A 25,370-nucleotide genomic window follows, 5' to 3' on the forward strand; every position below is an offset into this window, starting at 1 on the left:
TCTAATTACTAACCAGAAATAGAAAGTTTGAATTTATTTCTCATGGTTTTTTTTGTTTCACTCATTCCGTTTTTGTCATCCAACTTTTCGTATAAATTATAGATTCTTTCATAGGAACTATACTCTGGACATATATCTAGTAATTTAGTATAAAACAACTGAGAGTCTTCTAAATAATTTAAATCAAAACAAATATCTCCAAGTAAACGTACAACATTAACATTATTCGGACTTTTTCTGAATGATTGTATTAGAATATCTATAGCAAGTTCCTTGAAAGAATAACCTGATAACAATTCCCCTAATTTATAGGAATTCTCCACTGATCCTTGTAAAAAATACTCCGATAATAATTGAAAATGATCAAACTCTTTCAGAATAATCAAATGCTCTAACATCCTATAAAGTAAACCTTCAATAGGTGTAGTAATTTTCATAGATACCAGTGCATCCTGATTTATAATTGCATTCAATACTTTTGATTCCTTAATACTCAAATTCAATTCATCTCTTACCAGTAATAAAAGCTTCATATCTTTAAAAATCAGTGCCAATAATAAAACATCTTCAACATTTTGTTTCGGTATTTCATCCATTACCATCCAATTAGCTCTTGCTTCTTCATACATCTTATTATATTGCTTTGCCACCGCAATAATATTATCCTGAAGACTGACATTATAAAGGTCAACATATTTGTATAGTAGTGGATGTCGTAATTTATAAAGCACCTCAAGTATTAGCTTTAAATCTTCCTCATCACTTATCGTATATATTTGCTTGAAATTTTCATAAACCTCATCATGAGGAATGTTTGCTTTTGATACAATTTGAAAGTACTTTTCTAACCCAACACCTAATGTTTTCTTTTCTTTTAAAACCTGCGTAATTTGATCGTAGCCTTCAAATAATTGATATGCTCCCTCATGAATTTCAGCCAACTTATACCGAGCCCAATAGCCTCCATTTCCTTCTGTAACAGTTATACCTTGATCTCCAAGTTCTATACATTTTTCGAACGCCTTCATTGCATCTTTTGTATATCCAGCTTCCATAAACAAGCATCCTTGCATATATTTCATATCAGTTTCATTTGGATAAATAGGAATAGCATCTTTTAGAATCATCAAACCCTCTTCATATCTGTGTAAATCTTTTAAACACGAACAAAGGGAAACTATTATCTCTGGTATAATTATCATTTCTTTGCTTAATGAGTATGCCTTTTGCAAATAAGGTATTGCTTTTTCATGTTCTCCTAACCACATATAGGTTTTACCCATATTAAAGAAATTATATCCTGTTGGACTCTCCTTAACTTCCTGTAGCATTAGAGATAAATTACGTCTTTGCTTATCCTTATCTTGTATAACTTCATTCGTGTAACCCGAGTGGTGAATAATTAATTCTCCCGCTGAACCTTTATAATCCCCTTGATTATCCATAACATTTAGATGTTCATGTAAACGATTATGATAGATAAGTTTTTTATGATTGGCAAACAACCGTATAGCCGTATGTTTGAGTATAGTCCCGTACGACATATCATTAATAATCTTTACATAGTAATAATCAAAGTTACTAGAGATATCCTTTTGGAGATCTGCTGCAGGATCCAAGTATTCATCAGCATCTAATATAAGAACATACTGAGAAGTTGCATATTTTAACGATTCATTCCTTGCTGCTGCAAAATCATTAACCCAAGTGAAATGATATATTTTATTTGTATATTGCTTCGCAATTTCAAGAGTACTATCAGTCGATCCGGTGTCGATTATAATTATCTCATCAACTTTATTACGTACACTTTCTAAACATCTAGACAAATACTTTTCCTCATTTTTAACGATCATGCATAAAGAAACTGTCTTGATCATATGGTTATCCTCTCATAAGTCACTTGTTGTTTTACTATATATATCGGAGTTCCATACCCTACTGATTAGCAATAGTAATACAAAAAAAAGAAGCCCTGAGGCTTCCTTTTTTTTGTATTACTATTAACGAAGCAATTGAAGCACAGCTTGTGGTTGTTGGTTCGCTTGTGCCAACATTGCTTGTGCAGCTTGAGCAAGAATGTTGTTCTTCGTTTGATTCATCATTTCTTTAGCCATGTCAACATCACGAATACGGGATTCAGCTGCAGACAAGTTTTCAGAAGTAGTTCCCAAGTTATTAATAGTGTGTTCCAAACGGTTTTGATTAGCGCCCAATTTTGCACGTTCAGCAGAAACTTTTGTAATAGCACTATCAAGAATAGCCAATGCTGAGTTAGCACCTACTTGAGTTCCGATAGCAACGGACTGCAAGCCAAGTCCTGATTTTCCAGCACTCATGTCGCCGATTGACAATTTAATAGCTTGACCTGTATTAGCTCCAATTTGGAATACAGCATTGCTTACGCCAGACCCATTAAGCAATTTCTTAGTATTAAATTCAGTGTCAGTCGAGATACGGGTAATTTCAGTAGTCAACTCAGTTACTTCTTTTTGAAGCTCAGCACGGTCTTCATTAGTATTTGTATCATTCGCAGATTGAACAGCCAATTCACGAATACGTTGTAGAATGCTGTGTGTTTCGTTCAATGCACCTTCAGCAGTTTGAATCAAAGAAATACCATCTTGAGCATTTTTAGTAGCCATATCCAAACCACGGATTTGACCACGCATTTTTTCGGAAATAGCCAAACCTGCAGCATCGTCGCCTGCACGGTTGATACGAAGACCCGAAGACAATTTTTCAATAGCTTTGTTAGTATTCGTGGTGTTAGTACCCAGTTGGCGGTGAGTGTTCATTGCTGCAATATTGTGATTGATAATCATAATAATATTTCCTCCCTGAAAATAAATTAGTTCCACATCCATGTGGTAAACGCTGAACCATTAAGGTCGGCCGCCCTGCCGGACAGCGTCTAATATATATATCGACTAAATGTACTCAAGTGTTTAGTTTTTTTTCGAACTTTTTTTGCATCTTTTAAAACTCCAGTTATATGGAACTAAATCATTTGAAAATCCAAGTTTATTTATGATCTTTTCTTGCAAGTATTCTAATCACTCGAGATTGCATCTTTTTTGCTTCTCGGTGCTTTAAAAATAGAACCATGATCACTTTTCAAAAAAATCCTCATCGAGAGTTGCACATTAATCGTCTTTCATAATCCGGGTATTCTAGCGTATTTACAACACCTCATTAATAAATGATAGAGTTTTTTATAATTTGAATTATTCTCTAAAAACCCTATATATCGGCAATAAATCAGGCATTAAAAAGGAAATAATAATTTACTTTTTTTACAATTTATTATTTGCTATTATTTCACCGATATTATATATAAGTACTACAATTATGATTACATAAATTTTAAGTAAAACATATGATGTGTACATTTATACATAGAAAGGATTTTTATATATGGAAACCGGGGATACTGTATCCAGTAACATCAAGTGTTTAATAGAGAATTTTGAATCTGCTATAAATAATGCAGATACAGAAAAAGCTTACTCTTTAGTTGAGTTGTATTTAAATAACTTTGGAGAAACTTCAGAGTATTATTCTATTAAATCCGTATTTTATGATTCAATTGGAGACTATGATAATTCTCTACAATCCCTAAAAAAAGGATTAGTTTTGTTTACTGATATCTCCGATTTACTCTATAATTTAGGGTGCATCTTTTATGTCAAAAAAAAATACAAAGCTGCCTTTATATTTTTTTGTCTTACAGATAGTATTTCTGAAGATAATTCTACGTATTATAACACAACTAATTATTTATCAAACTTGTCTGATATATGTGAACAAACTCAATACTCTAATATGTCAAAAATAGATGCTAAATTATTTTATAGAATTTGGAATGCCGAGAATAAAATAAGTATTGAAAATGTTAATTATAATACAGATGAATATATCGACAATGTTTACGAACTAGTACTCGTATCTTACAAATGCATTTTTGTCCCTCGGGAAATCAAACAGAGTGTGATGAATTATGTCCTATATTGTTTTAAAAATCAATATGCAGTTGAATTGGAACATAATCTAAAAAAAACAATTTCAATAAAATTGATTGATCTTCTTGTTGAACTGAAGGATAACCTTCGTAGATTATTTAAAATAAATGTCGCAATTTGTGGTATGGGAGAAAAGACCTTTGCAGTTCGTAATATCTTGTCTTTAGATAACACTTGTATTAAGGCCTATATATCGGATAATCCCCAAATGAATTCATATGCAAATACTCCGTTAATTTGCTCAACCGATGTAGTCCAAAATGATTATGACTATTTCATTCTCATCGAATCTGATGATGTGAAAAATCTATTCATTCATGACTTAAATAAACTAATTAACTATGAGTCATATTGGAATCTTATTTTTACTCATTCACATAGTTGGGCAGTTTACCTCAATTCGATAGAACGTATTAGCGTAAGCGATGGTATTGTATTAGGTATTTCCTACACTCTCCGAGCTATTAACACAAAATACTTTACCAGAAAAATGTGTAATATTTCCGCTTCTAGCCAAGATCTATTTTATGATTTGATGCTATTGAAAGAGGTTTTATTAAAAGACAACGGTAAATTACAACATTGTGTAATAGGGTTAGCTAAATACAGTTTTGAATATGATCTTTCCTTAAGCTCCCAAAACTGGCTTTTAGGCTATTATTATTATCGAACGCAGAGTACTCACAATAATAAGGATACTGCGCTTAAAGATCAAATTAACCAAATTAATATGTTAAATGATATTGTCTTCCTAGAAGATCATACCGTGCGTTTCGCATCCAACTTTAGAGCTTTGTGTGATCAGCAGTTATATAATTATAATAATCAGTTGTTTGATAGTAATTTTCTGGATGACAATTCAAGAAAGAATTTGATTACTGAAATCGAAAAGGACTTTGACAAAAACTACCCATTAACAGTACAAGAAAATCATCGAATATTCGAAGAAATTCTCATACTATTAAAGAAGTATAAAATTAAAGCCACTGTAGTTGTATGTCCTGTAACAAACTTCTACAAAGAACATATAAATGGTACAAAAGTAATCAATGATTTTGAAAATGCCATTAATTATTTTCAAAATAAATATCAGTTTCAATATTTGGATTATTTCGAATCTGATTTTTTTAATGAATCAGATTTTATGGACGCTTCACATTTAAATATAAAAGGAGCCGAAAAATTCACAAGACTATTGGATACAGAAATTTTATGGTGAAACTATAATGTCACCTTTATGTAAAAAGAAGCCCCTCAATCAATTAATTGATTGAGGGGCTTCTTTTTACATAATAATATACTGTTCTAGACCTGTAATATTACATCATAAATCATTATTGGGACTTCGAAGCCGATCAATTAATGCATTCATATCTGAGTGTAATGGAGCTGCGGATTCATGATTAGATTCCTGAATTGTGAGAAATACCTCTTTACGAAAAATATCCACATGTTTTGGGGCTGAAATACCTATTTTAACCGTATCTCCCTCCACACTTAGCACAGTCAACTCAATTTGATCTTGAATTACAATAGATTCACCTTTTTTACGAGATAATACGAGCACTTCAGCCACAATCCTTTCCATCAGTATCTGAACTCTCATGAAACAAGCTATGTTTGGTATGATAAGGCGATTTGTGTAAAACGATTTGTTTCCCCGCTTGTTTCACCGGGTTTAATACAATGGGTGCCAACAGATTAATTGTTGATTGTGCTGTATTCTCCTTAATTGAAATAATACAGCGAACTACAATCTCCGAATCAATTTCCAATTCTTCTGCTTCATTATCAGGCAGCTCAAATTCATATGATGGATGAAAAACAAATGGATCTCCCAATAGAAAGGACACTCCTTGATCCTTAATTGACTGTAAGTACCAAAAAGGAGCCTCTGACATTGCAATCAACGCAAAGCTCTTTTCGTCCTCAAACCCAGGAATTCCTTTAGAAAAATAATATATCTGCTCTTCATCTACTTCAAGTTTCCCCCAAGACAGCGTTTCTATAATCAAGTTGTTCACTCCTCAAAAGTTATGCTGGAAAAAAAAACCTCTTACAAAATCCTAATAAATTATACAAAACACAAAAGCTATAGAAGCGCTTAATGGCACATCTATAGCTTAAGAAGCTACAATTGGACATTCAATTCAGGTGGAATAAACTGAATAGAAGCATATTGCTGCATATAAATATTTAACTTGCCACGAGTATATTCAATTTCGGGATCATGTCTTTCTACTTGAATATTCACTTTTGCGGCTTGAAAATCAATTTGTGGTGCTCTCGTTTCTATATGAATATCTACATTGTCAAATGATGCCGGTCCGCGAATCTCTGGAAAAGAATTTGGTTCGGTATCTGTTCCATATACTTCTGCAATAGTATTTCCAGGCTTGAAAAATTGAGCCATTCGATTACCTTGCTCGACCTTTTTTGCAATACCCTGAAGATACAAATGTTGAATACCTGAGTATATTCTTTTGTTCATATCGAGCATATTGCCACCATTATAGGCTGCCCAAGCTCGGGACTGATCTATAGTAAGCTCTGGCCTAAAAGATTGGACCGTAAGTTTCCCCGGAGTGGTTGTTATATCGACCTCAGCCTTAGGCTGAGTAATCGAGTATGTGCCTAGATCAGCATCAATACCAATTACTGCAGGAGACTGACGTATTTGCAATATCGGCTGAAGCACAAAAACCACCTCCGTTATCTGATAAAGTCTACGAGAGTTGTGGAAATAATTTTCGCGCCCACAGACAAGGAAGCATTATAAATATTCTCCTGAATCTTTGACTCCATAATCAAACCCTCGTAGTCGGCATCTTCTGTCTTTGCCTGTAAATCAGTCAGGTTTACATTTAAGTCACTCAGACGTTCCTGCATTAGTTCTACACGATTGGTTTTGGCTCCTATCTCAGAACGGGCAGTCAGAATGGATTCCATACGCGTATCAATTACATCAAGTTGACCCGAAATAGCCGTGAGATCGCCAGCCTTTAATCCTGCAGAAAGATTATTAATGATTGCAAACAAATTGTCCGCATCCCCGGTATTCCCGAACACATCATTGCCAGTTGTACTTATTGGCAAACGGACACCTTCACCTACAATGAACTGAATCTGCCCAGTATCCGTAGTAATTGCTTTAGATACATCGTAAGTTCCATCTGCACCCTTAGCAAAATCATATGGTTTGGTGGTGTATTGCTCACCATTAAAGATATATTTACCATTTAGTGTACTGTTAGCGATATCCACAAGCTGCTCTTTTAGTTGCATCACTTCTGCATTGATACTGTCCAGTGCGGATTGCGGATTAGTACCTGTCGAAGCTTGTACAGTCAGTTCACGAATCTTTTGAACGACATCTCCAGCCTGTCCTAGAACTGTATCATTGAAATCAAGCCATGAAAGTGCGCTATCAACATTCTTAGTATATTGTTCATTAGAGGAGAGCTCCGCACGGTAGCGCAGGGAATAGGTAATCCCTACCGGATCATCGGAAGGCTTGTTGATCTTGCGTCCGCTGGAAAGCTGTAATTGTGTATCGTTCATTGTACGTGCATTGCGGTTTAAGTTAAGCAGAAGCTGTGAATTCATCATGTTAGAGGTTACTCTCAACATACGCTATATCTCCTTTTATCTGCCGACTGTGCCGGTGGAATTAATCAATTTGTCGAGCAGTTCATCAAAAGTAGTCATAAAACGTGCTGCCGCACTATAAGCATGCTGGAACACTAGCATATTCGACATTTCTTCATCCAGTGAAACGCCACTGACTGATTGACGCCGGGAGTTAACCTGCTCTACCAGATAATCTGAGTTATCCGTCTGACGTGCAGCCTCTTGGGATTGAATACCAAGTTGGCCAACCATAGAGCCAAAAAGTCCGCCAACAGTGTTGCTCACACTACCATCCGGTGTAGTAAATTTACTATCCTTCAGGCTAGTCAATAAGAGTGCCAACGTATTATTTCCTTTAACGACTTGCGTATTTCCATTCGCATCAACAGTTGTACGTAACGAAGTTGCGAATAAATTCACATCCGCAGCAATTTCCGGATTTAGCTTAATCGTTCCAGCCTCGCCTGATGTTACAAAGAAATCGCGTCCGGCGCTTCCATCCATCGCGTAACCTAACTTGTGAAGTCCGTTAAACCCTTTGACAATGGTCTTGACGTCCTCATACATTGTTGCGCCCTTAGGCATGGCCTGACCAGCGGTCAAAGTAACTACGGTACCGTCAGCTTGTGTAATCTTGGCATCACTTGTCAACACTGTGCCCTCAGGAAGATTGGAGCCAGCTGGCACTGTAATTTCAACGTCACCTGTAGCAATAGTGCTCGCCAAATCATTGAGCTGTTTCTTGTAATCGGCAACATAGGTATTATTGGAAAAAATCATTCCGTAAGCCTCGCCGCCCTTCAAAGTTCCGGAGGCATAAGCATTATTAAGAAACGCGCCATCTACGGTTGCAGTTACTTCTCCACCCTCTACGAGAGGTTGTCCACCCAAAGAAATGTTATAACCCGCTTCCGTCTCTACAACAGTAATATTAGCAATTTTGGAGAGCTTGTCCGCCATCAGGTCTCGTTGATCACGTAGATCGTTCGCATGATCCCCCATACCCTCAATCTTATAGATGGATTTATTTAGATCTGCGATCGCGGTCAGGTAACCCTGAGCTTCTTTTGCTTTAACATCTATATTAGTGGTTAGATCCCGCTCCAGATTATTCAGTTGCGTGCTCATATAGTTCATAGCATCCGTCAAAGATTGTGCAGTTTGCACTACAATCTTACGGGCTGTTGGATCTTCAGGGTTCTTACTTAGATCCGACCAAGATTTCCAGAAGTTATCCAGAACTGTACGAATGCCTGTATCGGATGGCTCATTAACGATAGCTTCCAGCTTAGAGAGCGTATCTGCTTGTAGACTCCAGTTGCCGAAAGCAGCGTTCTCACCACGGTACTGATCATCCAGAAACATTTCTCGAATCCGATCGATAGATGAGAATTCCACCCCTGTACCCATTTGACCTGGAACAGTAGATTTTAACAATCCGTAAGCTTCAATAGGTAAAGAGGCTTGCATATTAACACGTTGACGAGTATAACCTTCGGTATTCGCATTAGCGATATTGTGTCCAGTTGTATTAAGAGCTGCGGTCTGAGTAAAAAGGCTGCGTCTCGCCGTCTCTATCGAGTGAAATGTGGATGTCATGCTTCTTACTCCTCCTTATGTTCTGCTCCGGCAGAACACTTCATCAGTACAATTCTAACCTCGTGCATCAAAAATCCCCGACCGATTTACGTTGTTGCCTTTGTCGGACGGACGATGATAAGTGATATCCTGATTTGGTCTTCCGACCAACAGATCCAAAGAATAATCTATAAATGTAAGCGACTGCTCTATCAGCTTCTGATTTAGGTCATTGGCTTCTTTCAGGCGATGCAAAGTGCCCGAAAGCTTCTGCTGAATATGCAGCAGTCGTGCCTTGTCTTCAGGGTCAAATATAAGCCTGGACAGCTCCGTTAGGTTCAGGTTCAGGTTGGAACGAATACCCACACCTTGCAAAACGGTATATGCGGCTAATATTCGCTCTTCCTCGAGCTGCCCAATTACCTTCATTAGCTTGGATTCACGGTTAAGGATGTCGATTAACGCATCCACCTTGTTATCCATAATTGTCTGTTTCTTCTCAGCGGCCAGATCCAGCATTTGAACATGCACTCCATCTAGCCGCTCCAATAGTTCTATTAATGTCGTCAATGCCATGGATGTTTTCACCTAATTCTCGGAGGATTGCTTAAAGTAAGGGGCGAGTTTCTCTGCTAGCTTAGATGCATCAACTTGATAGGTACCTGCGGAGACCTGCTGCTTTAGATTGTCGATCTTAAGTGCGCGTTCTGGATCATTCTTGCCAGTGTTTTGTGCTTGCAAGAGTTGAATCGCTTCATCAGAGATCGAAACCTCATCCTTGCGTGTGCTTTTCTTCATTTGTTCCTGCCTTTGCGCTTCCGCGCTGCGTTGATACGGATTAATCGCGTTAATTCGTCCGGTCTCGTTAATTTTCATAACTTCCACCTTCCTTCTAATATAAAAAAGCCGATAATCTTTACTAAGTTTATCGGCGTAGACTGAAACATTCTTTATAGCTGCAAACGTTTTTTTGCAGATTTTATAGGTCACGCAGCTTATCTATGGCACGATATGCACCATCAGATGTCTTTTTAGTAGTATCCTCAGCAGAATTTTCCTTGACAGCATTCGTGAGATCTTTCCTGAGCCGGCTACGACAGCTGTCACACATATGGCCATCCCGAATCAGTGTACCACACACTTCGCAAGGGTACATCATATTGGGTGCATTAGCTATAGAAATCCGGCCTTCTCGAATAAAGCGGGTAATCTCTTTAATAGAAATCCCCGTAGCATCGGAGAGCTCCTGAATGTTGGTTCCTTTGTTTTCCCGTAAATAATTCACGCAGATCTCATATTCATGCTCCAGCTCTTTGATACAGGCCGAGCACAACCCCATAAGATTCTTGACAAACAACCGGCCGCACCTTGGACAATTGTCTAGATTCATAACAAGCAGCCGCTCCTCTCCGTACATTCTGTGCAATGCATAATATTCTTATGCTCCTAGATTACATGATTGCAAGGAATTCGTCTATGGGACAGAAGAAACGCTACCAACCGCAACTAATCCTTAATGGAATGGATATAGCTGTTCACAATCATGCATTTTTCGCGTTTTAGGAACGCGCCCAGGTTAGGCTATAGATTTCTGCAGCATAATCATAGTTAGAAACCATTTGTTTTAGAATTTCGGCACAAGCACGAATCGTGCTTCCGGTTGTATAGATATCATCAACAATAATAATTCGAATAGGACGGCTTATAGGTGAGTTATCTTTCAGCCAATCCTTAAATAGTGTGGAGACTGCCGGATTTGCTCCAAAAGCATTCTTCATATCTGCCAGTCTCTCCGCACGTCCTTTAAAGCTCTGCTTACCTGTATGATGTGTACGAATTAGTAGCGGTAGCTGTGGAATCTTTCTATGCCGAGATAGGACATCGGCCAATCTTTCCGCTTGATTAAAGCCCCGTTCTAGAAGCCTGGTATCACTGACAGGTACCGGAACTAATAAATCAGCTGACCAAAGGCTGTTTTTTATGTACCTTTTATGTTGAATAAGATGAAAAAAAGATGCTTTCTGAGATAAAAGAGCCCCCTGCTGCTTTTCCTCCTTTAGGGTTAAATATGCCCTATCCAGCATGAGTCCAAGCAGAGGGGCATATCGTTCATTCCCGCGATATTTATATTGACCGAGCCATTCTCTCATCTCATTAGTGTAGGCTACCGCACTCCGGTTACATACAATGGGTGAGGGCTCAGCGCTGCGAGTGCAGTCTGGACAGCCTACATGCCGCCCACATATCAAGCAACGTGGAGCGCGTATCCAAGGAATGGATTCCGCACAATTCTTACAGATACCAGGCAGCTGTGAGGACTGTGGGCTGTGCTTCCCGCAGGTTAGACATTGAGGCACGGAGGGGGTAAGGAGGAAAGACAGAGATTTTCGGAACCTTGTAAGCTTGGTATTCATATAGCCCCACCTTTACGAATATATCCTTGGCGGCGAGCAATGATATTCATAGTACGAATCTGAGCAATCGCTCCACGCTGGGATCGGCTCCACTGAGGGGAGGCAAATACAACATGGCCATCAGGATCATCTTTAGAACGACCAGCACGGCCTGCCATCTGTACCAAAGAGGCTTCGTCAAAAAGACCACTGTCTGCATCCAAAATAAATACGTCACTGCGTGGCACGGTAACTCCCCGTTCCAGGATCGTAGTAGTCACTAACAAAGAGATGATACGGTTGCGAAAAGCAGTTACCTTTTCTGCCCGAAATGAATCCTTGGACGAGGTGCCTTCAATAACCACGCCGGGAAAGCTACGACGAAGTAGTATCAGCAATCCTTCGATATGAGCTATTCGAGACACAAATAGAAAAATTTGTGCTTTTCGCTCCAGTGACTTTTGAAGATTTTGTATAAGCGATCTTGGCAAACTTCCACGCTTTAGACAGGTCAGAACCGAGGGTATACTCAAATGCTGCGGGATAGGCAAGGGATGACCATGGAAGCGGACAGGCACTCTGGCATGTGGAAGCTTGCCTAACCGGACCAAACGCTGCATTTCTTGTGGTGGCGTAGCTGATAAATAGATGAAAGAGCCGTCCACTTTACAGGCTTGTTCAGCGGCATAGGCCAACATAGGATCATTGTGGTAAGGATACGCATCCAGCTCGTCGATGATTACGAGATCATAACCTTGATGGAAGCGCAGGAGCTGATGGGTGGTTGCGAGCGTTAAGCGACCACTCACCCAGCGATCTGCGCTGCCGCCATAAAGTACGGCGAGAACCTCCGCCGGAAAAGCCCGGGCGAGCCGCGGCGCGAGCTCAAGTACGACGTCGCGGCGCGGCGTCGCTACCAGCGCCCGCCCTCCGGCGGCGAGCACAGCCTCTAGGAGCGGGAAGATCATCTCCGTTTTCCCCGCTCCCGTTACCGCCCAGAGCAGAAACCGCTCTGGGCATGTACTGGCGGAGCGCTTGCGCGCCTCCGCCAGAAAACCCAGCGCAGCGCCAGCGGCTCCCGCCTGCGCTGGGCTCAGCCCCCACCGGCCTGCGGCCACGGAGGGGTCAAGGGCGGCCGTGCATCGCACGGCCGGAAGTGCTGCGCTGCGCAGCAGCAGCGCACAAGCCCGGCTGCGCCCAAGCGCGAGGCAGGCCTCGCAATAGGCGCAGCCCATAAGCCCGCACGCGGCGCATGCCGTGCGGCCGGTGGGCACGCTGCCGCAACGCAGGCAGCGCGAAACCGCGCGGCGAGCGACAGCGCCGCGCCACAATAAGTGCGGCAGCCTAGCCGCCGCACGCATCATAACGCCAGCACCCGCAGGGAGCTGGCGGGCCCGCGCCCCGTGCGCAGCCGGGGGCGCATTGCCTACGGCGGCTGTAAGCAACAGCCGCCCCTGCAGATGCGCCAGTTGTGCCGCCTGGCGCCAGCAACCCCCTAGCTCTGGCAATTCTTCTGCCAGCAGCGCTTCTACTTCCGGCTCCAATAAAGAGCGTCCGGCCACAGCCCGCAATAATTGCTCTGAATCCAATTCTAGCAATCCAGAATCAAAACCCTTTTTTTCACTCCCGCAATACCTTTCATTCTTCTTATTGTCCTGTTCTATTCCGAAACTCGATTTATTAGGCTTCCATATGAATATTCCATCATTTAACCACTGTGCCTCCCACAGTCCCCCTGCCTCTTTCTCCTCTCTCAACTCAGCCTCGAGCATACTATTAATATATTGCCCCCATTCCTTAATCGCCCAGGTGCCCATTACGCTTCTTTGTTTAAAGTTGTCCCGGAGCTTCACAGCCCAACCTAGCGGCAACGCAGAAGAAAGCAGAACCAAACTATTCGCCGCTAAGGAACTCCCAGCTTTCTTCTCCGGTCTAGCTACAGACCACCACCATCTATCCACGCTAAGATCTAATGAAATTCCAACCCTCCAGCTCCCCTTGCATTCCACAGCATATACAGCGACTTGTATAATAATCCCTCCTACCTTTCGCTTGTACTTAGCAACTCCATATTTGATCCCAAATTCACGACTCCGTCTCCCCAAACGCAAAAAGCACACTCCCCCAGTTCTTGGAGAGTGTGCTTCACCCGTTACTTACATATTTACTTAAGATCTGTTGCGCTTTGATTCGCATCCCCTACTTCCTGCCATCCCCATAAAAGGCAGCGATACAGACTGCCCTGACAGCCGCAAGTCTACTACAATTCCTTCATGCTGCAATTCTTCACTCATCTGAAGAGAGTACATAGATGTTGCAAGATCGATAGAGCAGCCGCTAGCGGCCATTTTGGAAACAATCCCAAGTGTTCCATCGCTCGAACCATCATCCATGAACGTTACTCGCAATCGTTTTCCGGTTAGAAGAGCTTGAAATGTCAGTGCCCGAATGTACCATTCCACAACAGATTCATGATTGCGGGTAATAAAAATATAATGAATCCATTTTCCGGACTGCGGTGTTTTACGCACCTTCTGCCGGTTATGCAACATATGAATCATCACTGCAGCGGATACATAAACAACCGCAATCCATATCAACTGGGCTACCATGGAGATGCACCTCCTCTGTATACCAACACTATATGCCGGCATTAAAAGGTCGGTGACTGCCCAGAACACCCATCAGGGAAGCAAGCTGTGTCTACTTAATTTCTTTCCTATATGTAACGTATTACTGTGAAGCTTCTACAAGGTTACCCAGCCATATTTAATCGAATTAATAACGGCTTGAGTCCGATCATCCACTTCCATTTTTTGCAAAATACTGCTAACATGGTTTTTAACTGTTTTTTCACTAATGAATAAATATTCACCAATCATTTTGTTGCTCTTACCTTCAGCCATTAGACGCAGCACTTCTGCTTCACGACGGGTTAGAGGATTGTTGTCACCAGCAATAAATTTAACACCAGCTTCCTTCACCACTGTATCTGTAGTTACGCCAGTCTCGTTAAGGTAAGTCATACGCCGCAATTGATTGATAAGCTTTCCAGTAACCTTTGGATGGATAAAAGCATGTCCTTCACAGACCGAACGAATGGCATTAATAAGGGATTCGGCCTCCATATCCTTCAATAAATAACCATTGGCGCCCTTACGAAGGGTCTCAAATACATAACTCTCATCATCATGAATGGATAAAATAATTACCTTAACCTCCGGGAACATTTCCCGAAGTTTTTGAGTGGCTTCTACGCCGTTCTCAACAGGCATATTGATGTCCATCAATACGATGTCCGGTTTAGTACCGTTACAAAACTCTAATACCTGAATACCGTCGCCGCACTCCCCTATGACCTCGATATCCTCCTCCATATTCAAAATGCGTTTCAGCCCTTCACGAAAAAGCTGATGATCATCCGCCAAAAGAACCTTAATGGGCGTTTTACTAGAGTTTAAGTTCTCCATCACACTACTCCTTCCCCTTCTCCACATTCGTCGGAATATGGATCACGATTGTTGTCCCCTGATTCTCGGCTGATACAATTTCCATTCTTCCTTCAAGCAGTTCTACACGTTCCCGCATACCTACTAGCCCGAAGCTTTCCCGATTACCTTGCTGATTTTTTAACTTTTGTACATTAAAGCCTAATCCGTTATCTTTAATCACAATCTTAATTAACTGCGCTTGGTATGTAATCTCCACCAATACGAAGCTTGGGTAGGCATGTTTTGCTGCATTAGACAATGCTTCCTGAACAAGACGGTATACCGCCGCCTCCATCGCTGAAGATAGTCGGTGTTCCTGTCCCCGGGTTTCCAAAGTCGTCCGCAGTTTCGTCTTCTCTTCAAAATCATGCACATATTTCCGCAAAGTCGGAATCAAGCCCAAATCATCGAGAGCCATCGGTCGTAAATTAAAAATAACCTTACGCATTTCTTCCAGGCTGTTACGAACCTGCCCTTTTAAATCTACTACTTCGTCCTGCACCAGCCCAAATTCCTGCTTTACCAGCATTCTTTCTACAATTTCCGTCCTAAGGACTAGATTTGCCAGCATTTGAGCGGGACCATCATGAATTTCCCGGGCAATTCTCTTCCGTTCTTCTTCTTGAGCCAGGATAATTTTGAGTCCGATCATCTGTCTGTTCTTCGCAGATTCGACAATTCTCGTCACTTGGCCTAGTTCTCCCGACAAATATTCGAGCACTACGCTCATTTGCGAACCAATTGACTCTGCACGCTCTACAGAATTTTCGACACTGCGCACTCGCATTTGTAATTCATCACGTCTGCTTCGAAGATAGACCTCTCGCTCACGCGTCATCATGAGTTCGAGCTGAAGCTCTGTAGCCTTCTCATAAGCAATACGGATATCCTTCTCTGAGTAGCGGACAAAGTCCCGGCTGACCTCTGTCAGCCGGATTCTGGAGCGGTGATACTGTAGCTCCAGCTTGTCTACCTTTTTCAACGTTTCATCCGTTTCGTCCATGACCCGCTGCAGTTCCTTGTTGAGTGCAGCAAGTTCATCACGTGCAACCTGCAATATTTCAAAAATCTGATACTTGCTGCTCTCCATCACGTCGATGGTATTTTTAATAACGCGATCAATCGCATCGGCTTGAAATTCCACGGATGCTTGCCCCTTTTCTATCGGATCGTATTAAGGTTTTCCTTATATATTAACATATCACGATTCGATAGTTACGGTCTTCGTTTTCTGTTCCCATTTTACAGTTAATCCTAACTGTTCAGAAACCAGTCTCAGAGGTACTAAAGTCCTACCCTGTAAAATAATAGGTGCTACTTCAGCACTTTGTCGCTTACCATTTAACAGGTATTCCTTTTTATTTACCGTCAGATCCAGTGCCTTGGCTCCCCGCAACACCATGATCTTCTTATTCACCTGATCCCAGGTAGCATTCCCTCCAAAAGCATCCAGCACATAACGGATCGGCACATAAGTACTGCCGTCTTTCACAATTGGAGCTACATCAATAGCCTTCTTATTTCCGTTTACGGTCATTGCTTTGGAGCCGATGCTCATCGAAGCTGTACCCTTTGGTAACCCTGCATCACTGGAAAGTGAAGGCATTGTGAAGGTGATATTATCAAAAGCAACCGTACCTGTCTTCGCCCGTTCATCTTGGCCTTCCTCTACATTCACTACATAAAGTCTCTTCAGCGTAGCCGGGAATTTAATCCCTGATCCTGACAAGTCGATGTTTATGTTCTTCCAACCGTTCCAATCGATAATCTTCGCAAGATCTACATAGGCTGTAGCTCCACTATTGTCTACAAACTCAGCACGCAGCCAATTTAAGCTCATATCGCCCATCACATCAACTGACATCGAAGTTGCAAGCGCTGGAACGGCTTTTCCACTTGTGCCGTTAAGTTGAGCATAAGCGTACATTTTACCGCTGCCAGCCGTCATATCATAACTGAGTGACAGCACCTTGGAGCCTACTCTTTCAGCCGATCCGTCTACTATTGTTGCAGTCCCCTGTACCGCTGGCACATTGGTAGTAAAGTTAACTGGATAACTTACCTTCTCGAAATCTTCCCATGTTGTAGCTGCTGCTGTCGATAATACAACCGCTGTGCTAAATCCATCATAACGAGCAATAGCGTAACCTGTAGTAACCCCTGCATCCACAGAGTTTACAGTAAGCTTGCCATTTTGAACGACTCCCTTAAAGCCTACAAACTCCCACTTCAGCGCTGAATCTGGAACGCTTATGGTTGCTCCACTCTTCGTAGAGGCCTTTACAGGGACAGATACAGTTGTCCCAGCTGTCAGTGGCGCTGTAGCAGTGCCTACACTCATGCTGGATAGATCATCTCCACCCAAGACTGTAAGGGTTGTAGAAGCGCTTGCTACGCCGCTTTTAGCCGTTAAGGTAACGGTGCCTGGCTTCACTGCCGTTACTTCTCCTGCACTTACAGTTGCGCTTCCTCCGCTTGATGTCCAAGTAGGATTGCCTGCTGCTACATCTATAGGGTTATAGTAAGTGTCATAACCTTTTAACGAATAAGTAGCCTTTTGTCCAACTAATAGCGAAGTGCTTCCGCTAATTTTAATTCCTTTTACTTCACCTTGTGGTGCGTTAGTATAAACACCAAGCGCGTTAACAATGCTGCGCTGCTCTGTGCCATACTCTGTATTAAAGGTTAGAGTAGCTGAGCTTTCACCGAGAGGCCGGTCTACCATCGTTGTAGAGCCGCCTCCGTCTAAGTTAAGCCCTTTCCAGACTCCAATATTGGTCATAAAAGATTGCAGCTCGGTCAATGACATTCCTGAGCTGTTGCCATTTTTTTCAGTAGCTATAATATAAACATAACGTCCATCCTGAGAGTATCCTAAAGCCGTACGTGCACGATAACCGCCAATGCTGCTAGTCGAGCGAGAGAACGTTGCAGCTTTTCCGTTATTTACAAGAATCGTATGTCCACCAATCATTGTTTGCAGATTAGCAGGATCTAGCGATTGCTGCGTAGTCTTGGATTTCAGGGAGTACACACTTGTTACCGGTTGCCCTACCGTCAGATGGGCAGTAACATACCGTGCGGCTAAGCCATGGGCCCGCAAAATATAAGCTCCCTTTGGAACCGCTGTAGGAAGCGCAGCATTTTCAGATATTTGAGTAACTACGCCGTTCTCAACGAGCACCTCTGTCGGTGTGGTTGAGCTGTTTTTGGGACGATCGAGTGCGGTCCATACATCCGTATAGATATACATTGCATTAGCATGGCTATAAGTAGAGCTTCCACCTTCAGGACTATAAGCACCTTTATTGATACCGGATATCTCAAACTGTGCGCCGTCAGGTGCGGTTACCATTCCTTCAAAGCTGAACTCATCAATAAGAGGCTTGCGATCCTTAGTCACTGCAAAGGCATACATGCCATCCAATTGCGAAGGGGTGGAAACCAAGACTCCACTGGATACTTGTCCACCAATCGGAGCGCCTTCCCCGCCTGTATTAAAATAATCTCCGTTTACTGCAGCCACGGCTCCAGTTTCCTTAGCCATCCCGCCAGTACTTTGACGTGTTGTCAGGTTTCCACCCTTACCTGTCATAACATCTAAAGAAACATATGGATTGTTGAGGTCAACGCGAATAACATCCGCCAAGCCAGAAGCGCTCGCTCCTGAACGTGTAGCCGTATATTTGTATTTCATCATAATGGCGCCCGAAGTAATTACTTCTTCACCCAGCTTGCTTACTTTAAAATTAGATGTGGCTGCGGCAGCAATTGGTGTGGAACTATGACCAAACATAGCTAAGCCTTCACTGCCAATTACCGGCATAATCCACAACACACCTGCTAATGAAGCGGCAACCCATTTTTTAGTAGATGATAATTTCATTCCCCGAACAACTTCTCTACTCTTCTTCTCCATGAAAACTTCATTCATTTCGACGTAACTCTCCCATCTCTTTTTTACTCTTCAAGTCCGTTATCAAAAGTCTGGAAACTGGTTCCTATTTTTCTAGTACTCTTTTAATAGACTGAAAATAAGCGAAAAAGTTGCGAAATTGAGAGATTTCAAGCTTTATAGAGTCTCGTAACACAAACTATTAACATAAAAAAAAGCCCAGCAGAATGCCAGGCTTTACCAATCTATTTATTCTACAAATAATCTGTTTGCTTCAGCATCCGATGCAACATCACAGCAGCTTGTGCACGAGTGGCATTACCCTGAGGTTGGAACTCACTTGTGGTCATTCCCAAAATAATCCCAGATTGCACAGCTTTAGCTACGAATTCTGCACTTTGATTCTGAATTTTAGACTTATCCTTAAAGCGAGCCAGTGTTGAGGCAGAAGTGCCGCTTAAAGTAATAGGATGTTTGGTGTATTCCATTGCCCGAATCATCATGATTGCCATCTGCTCTCGAGTGATATTATCATTAGGCCGGAAGGAGCCATCCGTGTTCCCTGTAATAATACCAGCCTTGGCTGCTGCACCAATATAGTCTCCAGTTTGTGTGGAAGGCTGCACATCCCGGAAGCGCTGTGCGGTCTCGCGATCGCCTAGCAAACCAAGTCCCCGGCTAAGCATTACTGCAAACTCTGCACGGGTAATCTTTTTTTCTGGACTAAATGTAGTCCCGTAACTGCTATCGATGATAGTCTTTGCACTAAGCTCAGCTACGATCGAATTACTCCAATGCTTACTCATATCTGAGAAGGCCCGGGTTGATATAAAGGTTCCTAACACCTGATTACCCTCCGTACGAGCACGAATAATCGTATAGCTACCTACCGTACTTACTTTTGTTGGCAGATAAGCTGCATCGTAATAGGAAAGATCCAGTCTAGCAGCAGATGTCTGCGCATTGTTCAATGAAGAAGTTGTACGCACAGTGTATTCTCCAGGTACCGATAATGCCTTAGCATTAGAATAATTGCTGCTTACTATCGCAGTCACCCGGACATCCATAAGACTAGTAACGCTCTGCATCCCCATAGTTTTTAGCTTTTGCTCAAATGGGGAGAACGTACCTGCCGGAACCTTTTCTAAGCGGAACACCAGCGAGATATTTTTACTGTCTGCAATCAAGCTAGTCGCTAATCCGTTCATATCGATATCGTCTAGTCCTACGCTATATAAGTGATCGCCATAACGTATCATAAATTTTGTGGTTTTACTGCGATTTACAGCATCAAGCAAAGGCTTTAAAGGAACAGTCACATAGGCCGATTGTTCTGTAGCAGGCACCTCAAAAGCTAATGTATCACTACTTGCCTTATACAGATATTCATAACTGGCCGTCAGGCGATCTGTGTTTAAGGTATATCTTTTTACAGATTGATTGTATAACGAACGGTCATCCACGATTTGTGAAGAGTCACTCTTCAGCAGCGCGTATTCTTTTCCAAACTCACTTGTTGCAAGCGTCCCTAGATAGGATGGACGATTTCCCGTTCCGGTGCTCACGCCGGTTAGGTTCTTAACAGAGAGAGAAGAGAATGAGGACAGTACATTACCGGTCAGATCCTTGATCGTACCTGAACCTGACATATAGGACAAATCGATAGTTTGCCCGGTCTTTACTACTGAGGATGTTGTTATTTTCAAAATATCCCCTGACAAAGTGTAGTTTTGCACACCCATACTGCTTCCATCTGCTCTAACTCCGAACTGATTAGCATAGAGGGAACCAGATGCCTGCATGTTTTTACTGAATGTAACCGTAAGCTCGTCGCCATTGATGGTGGCAGAACTAATCTCAGGTATGCTAGTGCCGCTATTTTCCGAGATGGACACAGGCTGCAGGTTAATATAAGCTGCACGGTTTCCATTTAAATCGCTTATTCCGGTAGTCCCCGGAACATAGGATACAGTAACATTCTGATTCACCGTCAAAGCACTCTGGAGCGTTAGCGTGACCTGTGAGCCACTGACTGATACATTCGTAACATAGTTAGGAGTGCTGCCAACAAGCACAGAGAACTGGCTGTTCATCGGGAGGTTTGTCGTTGACAAGCCTTCATTGTAATTCAGAAGGATTTTATTGCCACCTCCGGTTGCACTTTGGAACACGGGTGGAATTGTATCGTTGCTGTTGCGAATGTAGAAATCTGTGAAATCCGCAATATTTTGTCCAAAAGAATTCTGCAAAGGATAAGAGCCTGCATAATAGGAGACACGAACGGTCTGGCCATTAGAAGCATCGCTATTTAACCCTAAATATACAGTGTTCCCGCTGGAGCTTATGGAGTTGACCCCTAGGGATCCCCCATCTGAAGTCACTAGAAACTGACTATGTGCGTAAGAGGAAACTGCCTTTAAGGAGTCATTGAAATTCAACGCTACAGTTCTACCCGTGATCCGTCCATCTTTGGGTGTAGGCATGGAGGACTCGATAGTGTTAGTAACCTGCTTTGAGCTAAAGGTGCTGGCTGCATTTCCGCTTGGATCTTGAATGGTCCGCAGGCCACCTGTATAGCTAACCTTCACGTTCTGTCCAACCGCTACCCCTGTACTGAGTACCACATAGGCGCTGTCTCCCTGGATATAGACACTTTCAATTGTACGATTCTCATCATTCACCGTAGCACCAAAGCTGGAGATCAACAGTGCAATGGAAGAGTTGAGGCTCTCATTGTATTTTAAACGAATGGTCCGATTGTTCTCGAGTGATGCAGATGTGAGCTGTGGAGCTGTTTTGTCCTGAGACAAGGTCCGGAAGCTCCATGAATTTTTTCCGCTTAGTCCATCATAGATAACATTAGCATCAATAGCGTCTACAAAAGCTCCTTTAGCAATATCAATATAATAGGTTGAGTCGCTATCTAAAGCTGTTTTAGGTGTAATTACATATTCGTTTGCAGCAGTTGTACTCCGGTTAACAGTAACCGGAACCTGTGCACCGCCACTTTTATAAAGTGCTACGCCATTTTCCACAGCACTGTTATAATTCACATTACGATTGAATGTGACAGAAAATGATCTGTTGTTAGCTATGGATTCACTCCGGTCAGCCGGATTTAGCGCGCTTACGTTAAGTCCTGTCAAAGAAGCCGTTGTAAATGTCCAGGTATACGCACCCGAAGCCGGAAATACATTTCCGTCTTGATCGTAAAAAGCTCCCTGCGGTATCGTCACCGTATACTGCGTACTGTTTAGCAAGGGTGATGCTGCTGATGCTGGAAGCAATGTTATAGTTCTGCTGCTTCCTCCTGTAACGGCTGGGGAGTTTACATTAAGCCATCTCGTTCTAGCATCGTTAGCTGCACCTGGAGATACTGTTATGGTTCCAGCTGCAGGCATCATAGGACGATCAAATGTAAGTTGTAGGGCTCCAGTGGTAGATACCCCACCTGATCCGTTTGCCGGTGCAGGAGTCACTGGAATCTCTGCCACACCTTTAGTAGAGAAGCTCCATACATCACCGCTTGAAATCCCGGAATACGTTCGATTATCAACATCCTTAAAAGCATAAGAATCTATAAGAACATAATAGTTACTTCCGGAGGCCAATGTTTTATCCAATGTTAGTTTAACTGTAGTAGAGTTAGCATCAGTCTGAACGTTGACTCTAGTATCATCATCCTTAATTTTGAACTCTTGAACGGTTGCATTATCTGCAGACGACAAAATTCGAATGGAACCTCCACCTTTTATCAGGTTTTTATTTAAGGTTAGACTTAGCTCCTTAAGGGCTCCTGCATCCACTCTTGTATTATTAGCAGGTGAAAAGTTGCCTGCCGTAATCGCTGTATTACTCTCAGGCGCAGTAGTAAATGCCCATGAAGTAACACCTGACTCATTACCATCATTATCCTTGAACAACCCCTTAGGAATTGTCACTGTATAAGTCTTGTTTGAAGTAAACTGTTGATTTAGCTTAAGCTCGTAATCTTTTGAACTACCAATTAGACCATAGCTACCAATAGGAATCGTTAAAAAAGGTGAGCTATCACCTTGACCCGTAATAGTAATTTCACCTGACTGCGGGTTTACTTGACGATCAAAGCTCAGTCTAAGGGATGATCCGATATTTACATAACTTGCTCCAGGCGCTGGTGAGACTGTTATACCAAACTCTGATGCAGCGTACACTGCTGAATTCCCTATTCCAATAGCAGGATAACCCGAACCAAGTACTAACTCTCCCGCTAGAATAAGTGCCGTCCATATTGAAATTTTTCTTTTCATTCCGTGATAGACTCCTCTCAAGCCATACTATCGTCTTTATGTATATTCTTATATTTCGGCTAAAAGGCTGGCAAAGTTTAGTAGTCTACTTCTCTATGGTTAGATTCACTAGCCTTGCTCGTTTTCGCACGCAAAATAACCCGCAGAGTTGACACCATGGCCAACTTGCGGGCTAACATATTATAAGACCGTATGATAAATTACAACCCTGCTTGATCTCTTAGCAATTCTGCTTTATCTACGCGTTCCCATGGAAGATCAACATCAGTACGTCCGAAATGACCGTAAGCTGCAGTTTGTCTATAAATCGGTTTACGCAAATCAAGCATAGAAATGATGCCCGCAGGGCGAAGATCAAAGTTGTTGCTGATCAGTTGAACCATTTTCTCTTCACTGATTTTACCTGTTCCGTATGTATCCACATTTATCGAGACAGGAGTAGCTACACCGATGGCATAGGCAAGTTGGATCTCACATTTGTCGGCCAAACCAGCAGCTACAAGATTCTTAGCTACATAACGAGCCGCGTAAGCCGCAGAACGGTCCACTTTAGTTGGATCCTTACCTGAGAATGCTCCGCCGCCATGACGAGCATAACCGCCGTATGTATCGACGATAATCTTACGGCCAGTTAGACCAGCATCCCCTTGAGGACCCCCAATAACAAAACGTCCGGTTGGGTTAATAAAGTATTTGGTTTCTGCATCAAGCAGTTCCGCAGGAACAACAGGCAAAATAACATGTTCTTTAATATCCGCCTGAATTTGTTCAAGAGAAATTTCCTCTGCATGTTGTGTAGATACTACGATAGCGTCTACGCGTACAGGTTTTTCATCTTGATACTCAATCGTAACTTGTGTTTTGCCGTCTGGACGAAGATAGTCCAAAGTTCCATTTTTACGAACTTCAGATAAACGACGTGCAATACGATGTGATAAGGCAATCGGCAGTGGCATCAGTTCAGGTGTCTCATTCGTAGCAAAACCAAACATGAGTCCTTGATCGCCCGCACCAATATTAGCTGTTTCTTCAGCTACTTGAGCAGGATCACGGTGTTCTAAAGCAGAGTTAACACCTTGGGCAATATCAGCGGACTGCTCGTTAAGAGAACTCAACACAGCACATGTATTATAGTCGAAACCATATTTTGCACGTGTGTATCCAATTTCTTTGATGGTATTGCGTACGATGGCAGGAATATCAACATACTCTGATTTGGTACTGATTTCCCCGATCACCAGTACAAGACCTGTTGCTACTGCTACTTCGCAGGCTACACGTGCATTAGGATCATTAACTAAAAATGCATCCAATACCGCGTCGGAAATCTGGTCACAGATTTTATCCGGATGCCCTTCCGTAACGGACTCAGAAGTAAACAAATGACGCCCTTTAATAGACAAGTATAACAACCTCCCATATGGTTAGTCTGACACTGTATAAGGGATTCCTTAATGATAACAGGCCAAATAATAAAACTAAATAATATAAATAATTCAGGTTTGCCTGATTTCTTTTTATGAAGGATTTTCGCAAAATTTGATGCCTACATTCACTAAACTCTTCAAAAAATGAACCTTTTCCATATGGAAAAGGTTTAAGGCTTTCCTCAAAAGTCATATTATCTTATTTAGGGGGTGGTGTCAATTAAACACAGAACCCCCCGTGAGAGTATGAATATTGATTTCACGCTATAAAAAAGCAATATCAGATAAGGAATAAGGGCATCCTAACCCCTGATATTATTGAAAAAGAGACTGTTCAGCTTGCTTAATGAGTCTCTTCGTAATTTCTCCTCCAACAGACCCATTATCCCTTGAACTTAGATGCCCAAGGTACTGACTACGGCCAGAACTACTACCTCCGACTGCTCCTAACTCAGAAGCAAACTCCGTGTCTGCCCCGCCTCCATAATGAGCCCCATATAAACCAAATTCAGCTGCAATTTCATATTGCATTTGTTTCAGCATTGTCCGACTTTCAGGTACGACTGTACGATTATTACGTGCCATGTTACAGCACCTCCTGTGAATTTGTAAGATTACAGGAATATTGTGCGTCCATCACTTAAT

At 42.1% G+C, this 25,370-nt stretch carries 20 protein-coding genes; 1 reads left to right on the forward strand and 19 read right to left on the reverse strand.

All coding sequences use genetic code 11. From position 1 onward, the window contains the following. Positions 1-8: 8 nt before the first annotated feature. On the reverse strand, positions 9-1,880 hold the full coding sequence (locus tag MHH46_RS29755) for a glycosyltransferase (RefSeq protein WP_076192389.1): 1,872 nt from the start codon (positions 1,878-1,880) through the stop codon (positions 9-11). A gap of 123 nt (positions 1,881-2,003) precedes the next feature. Next, on the reverse strand, positions 2,004-2,825 hold the full coding sequence (locus tag MHH46_RS29760) for a flagellin (protein ID WP_038573606.1): 822 nt from the start codon (positions 2,823-2,825) through the stop codon (positions 2,004-2,006). Between the two features lie 592 nt (positions 2,826-3,417). Between MHH46_RS29760 and MHH46_RS29765 the strand changes: the two genes are divergently transcribed. After that, positions 3,418-5,241 (forward strand): hypothetical protein, encoded by a 1,824-nt coding sequence (locus tag MHH46_RS29765; RefSeq protein ID WP_076192387.1) that lies wholly within the window; start codon positions 3,418-3,420, stop codon positions 5,239-5,241. 105 nt (positions 5,242-5,346) lie between these two features. Here MHH46_RS29765 and csrA read toward each other — a convergent pair whose 3' ends face one another. The 17 genes from csrA to MHH46_RS29850 form a co-directional block, all read right to left on the reverse strand. Continuing rightward, positions 5,347-5,589 (reverse strand): carbon storage regulator CsrA, encoded by a 243-nt coding sequence (gene csrA / locus MHH46_RS29770; protein ID WP_038574930.1) that lies wholly within the window; start codon positions 5,587-5,589, stop codon positions 5,347-5,349. Between the two features lies 1 nt (position 5,590). After that, on the reverse strand, positions 5,591-6,037 hold the full coding sequence (gene fliW / locus MHH46_RS29775) for a flagellar assembly protein FliW (protein WP_076192384.1): 447 nt from the start codon (positions 6,035-6,037) through the stop codon (positions 5,591-5,593). A 116-nt stretch (positions 6,038-6,153) separates the two neighbouring features. Then, complete coding sequence (locus MHH46_RS29780; RefSeq protein ID WP_076192382.1) at positions 6,154-6,720, reverse strand: DUF6470 family protein; 567 nt, start codon at positions 6,718-6,720, stop codon at positions 6,154-6,156. A gap of 14 nt (positions 6,721-6,734) precedes the next feature. Further along, positions 6,735-7,652: a flagellar hook-associated protein FlgL gene (gene flgL / locus MHH46_RS29785; protein ID WP_036678463.1), complete on the reverse strand. Its 918-nt coding sequence runs from the start codon at positions 7,650-7,652 to the stop codon at positions 6,735-6,737. 15 nt (positions 7,653-7,667) lie between these two features. Beyond that, complete coding sequence (gene flgK / locus MHH46_RS29790) at positions 7,668-9,251, reverse strand: flagellar hook-associated protein FlgK (protein ID WP_038573615.1); 1,584 nt, start codon at positions 9,249-9,251, stop codon at positions 7,668-7,670. Between the two features lie 54 nt (positions 9,252-9,305). Further along, a complete protein-coding gene (locus MHH46_RS29795) occupies positions 9,306-9,806 on the reverse strand; it encodes a flagellar protein FlgN (RefSeq protein WP_036678457.1) in 501 nt (166 codons plus the stop codon). Positions 9,807-9,818: 12 nt separating this feature from the next. Continuing rightward, positions 9,819-10,106 (reverse strand): flagellar biosynthesis anti-sigma factor FlgM, encoded by a 288-nt coding sequence (gene flgM / locus MHH46_RS29800; RefSeq protein ID WP_036678454.1) that lies wholly within the window; start codon positions 10,104-10,106, stop codon positions 9,819-9,821. A 103-nt stretch (positions 10,107-10,209) separates the two neighbouring features. Then, positions 10,210-10,620 (reverse strand): TIGR03826 family flagellar region protein, encoded by a 411-nt coding sequence (locus tag MHH46_RS29805; RefSeq protein ID WP_076124340.1) that lies wholly within the window; start codon positions 10,618-10,620, stop codon positions 10,210-10,212. 169 nt (positions 10,621-10,789) lie between these two features. Beyond that, complete coding sequence (locus MHH46_RS29810; RefSeq protein WP_256716465.1) at positions 10,790-11,644, reverse strand: ComF family protein; 855 nt, start codon at positions 11,642-11,644, stop codon at positions 10,790-10,792. Then, a complete protein-coding gene (locus MHH46_RS29815) occupies positions 11,641-13,734 on the reverse strand; it encodes a DEAD/DEAH box helicase (protein WP_405132544.1) in 2,094 nt (697 codons plus the stop codon). Before MHH46_RS29815 ends, MHH46_RS29810 begins: the two co-directional genes overlap by 4 nt. 57 nt (positions 13,735-13,791) lie before the next feature. Beyond that, positions 13,792-14,235 (reverse strand): glycosyltransferase family A protein, encoded by a 444-nt coding sequence (locus MHH46_RS29820; protein ID WP_076123908.1) that lies wholly within the window; start codon positions 14,233-14,235, stop codon positions 13,792-13,794. Positions 14,236-14,370: 135 nt separating this feature from the next. Continuing rightward, positions 14,371-15,093, reverse strand: a complete 723-nt coding sequence (locus MHH46_RS29825; RefSeq protein WP_036681509.1) for a response regulator transcription factor — start codon at positions 15,091-15,093, stop codon at positions 14,371-14,373. 4 nt (positions 15,094-15,097) lie between these two features. Continuing rightward, the gene (locus MHH46_RS29830; protein ID WP_036681511.1) at positions 15,098-16,258 is read right to left on the reverse strand and encodes a sensor histidine kinase; all 1,161 of its coding nucleotides are present in this window, start codon (positions 16,256-16,258) and stop codon (positions 15,098-15,100) included. A 57-nt stretch (positions 16,259-16,315) separates the two neighbouring features. Next, positions 16,316-19,048, reverse strand: coding sequence for a stalk domain-containing protein (locus MHH46_RS29835; RefSeq protein WP_081387847.1), 2,733 nt, complete (start codon positions 19,046-19,048; stop codon positions 16,316-16,318). A gap of 215 nt (positions 19,049-19,263) precedes the next feature. Beyond that, the gene (locus tag MHH46_RS29840) at positions 19,264-23,298 is read right to left on the reverse strand and encodes an Ig-like domain-containing protein (RefSeq protein ID WP_076192379.1); all 4,035 of its coding nucleotides are present in this window, start codon (positions 23,296-23,298) and stop codon (positions 19,264-19,266) included. A 200-nt stretch (positions 23,299-23,498) separates the two neighbouring features. Then, positions 23,499-24,701 (reverse strand): methionine adenosyltransferase, encoded by a 1,203-nt coding sequence (gene metK, locus MHH46_RS29845; protein ID WP_036681514.1) that lies wholly within the window; start codon positions 24,699-24,701, stop codon positions 23,499-23,501. A 339-nt stretch (positions 24,702-25,040) separates the two neighbouring features. Beyond that, positions 25,041-25,310, reverse strand: a complete 270-nt coding sequence (locus tag MHH46_RS29850) for an alpha/beta-type small acid-soluble spore protein (RefSeq protein WP_076192376.1) — start codon at positions 25,308-25,310, stop codon at positions 25,041-25,043. Positions 25,311-25,370 lie beyond the last annotated feature (60 nt).

Source organism: Paenibacillus sp. FSL H8-0175, assembly GCF_045040615.1.
Taxonomy (GTDB): domain Bacteria; phylum Bacillota; class Bacilli; order Paenibacillales; family Paenibacillaceae; genus Paenibacillus_AQ; species Paenibacillus_AQ odorifer.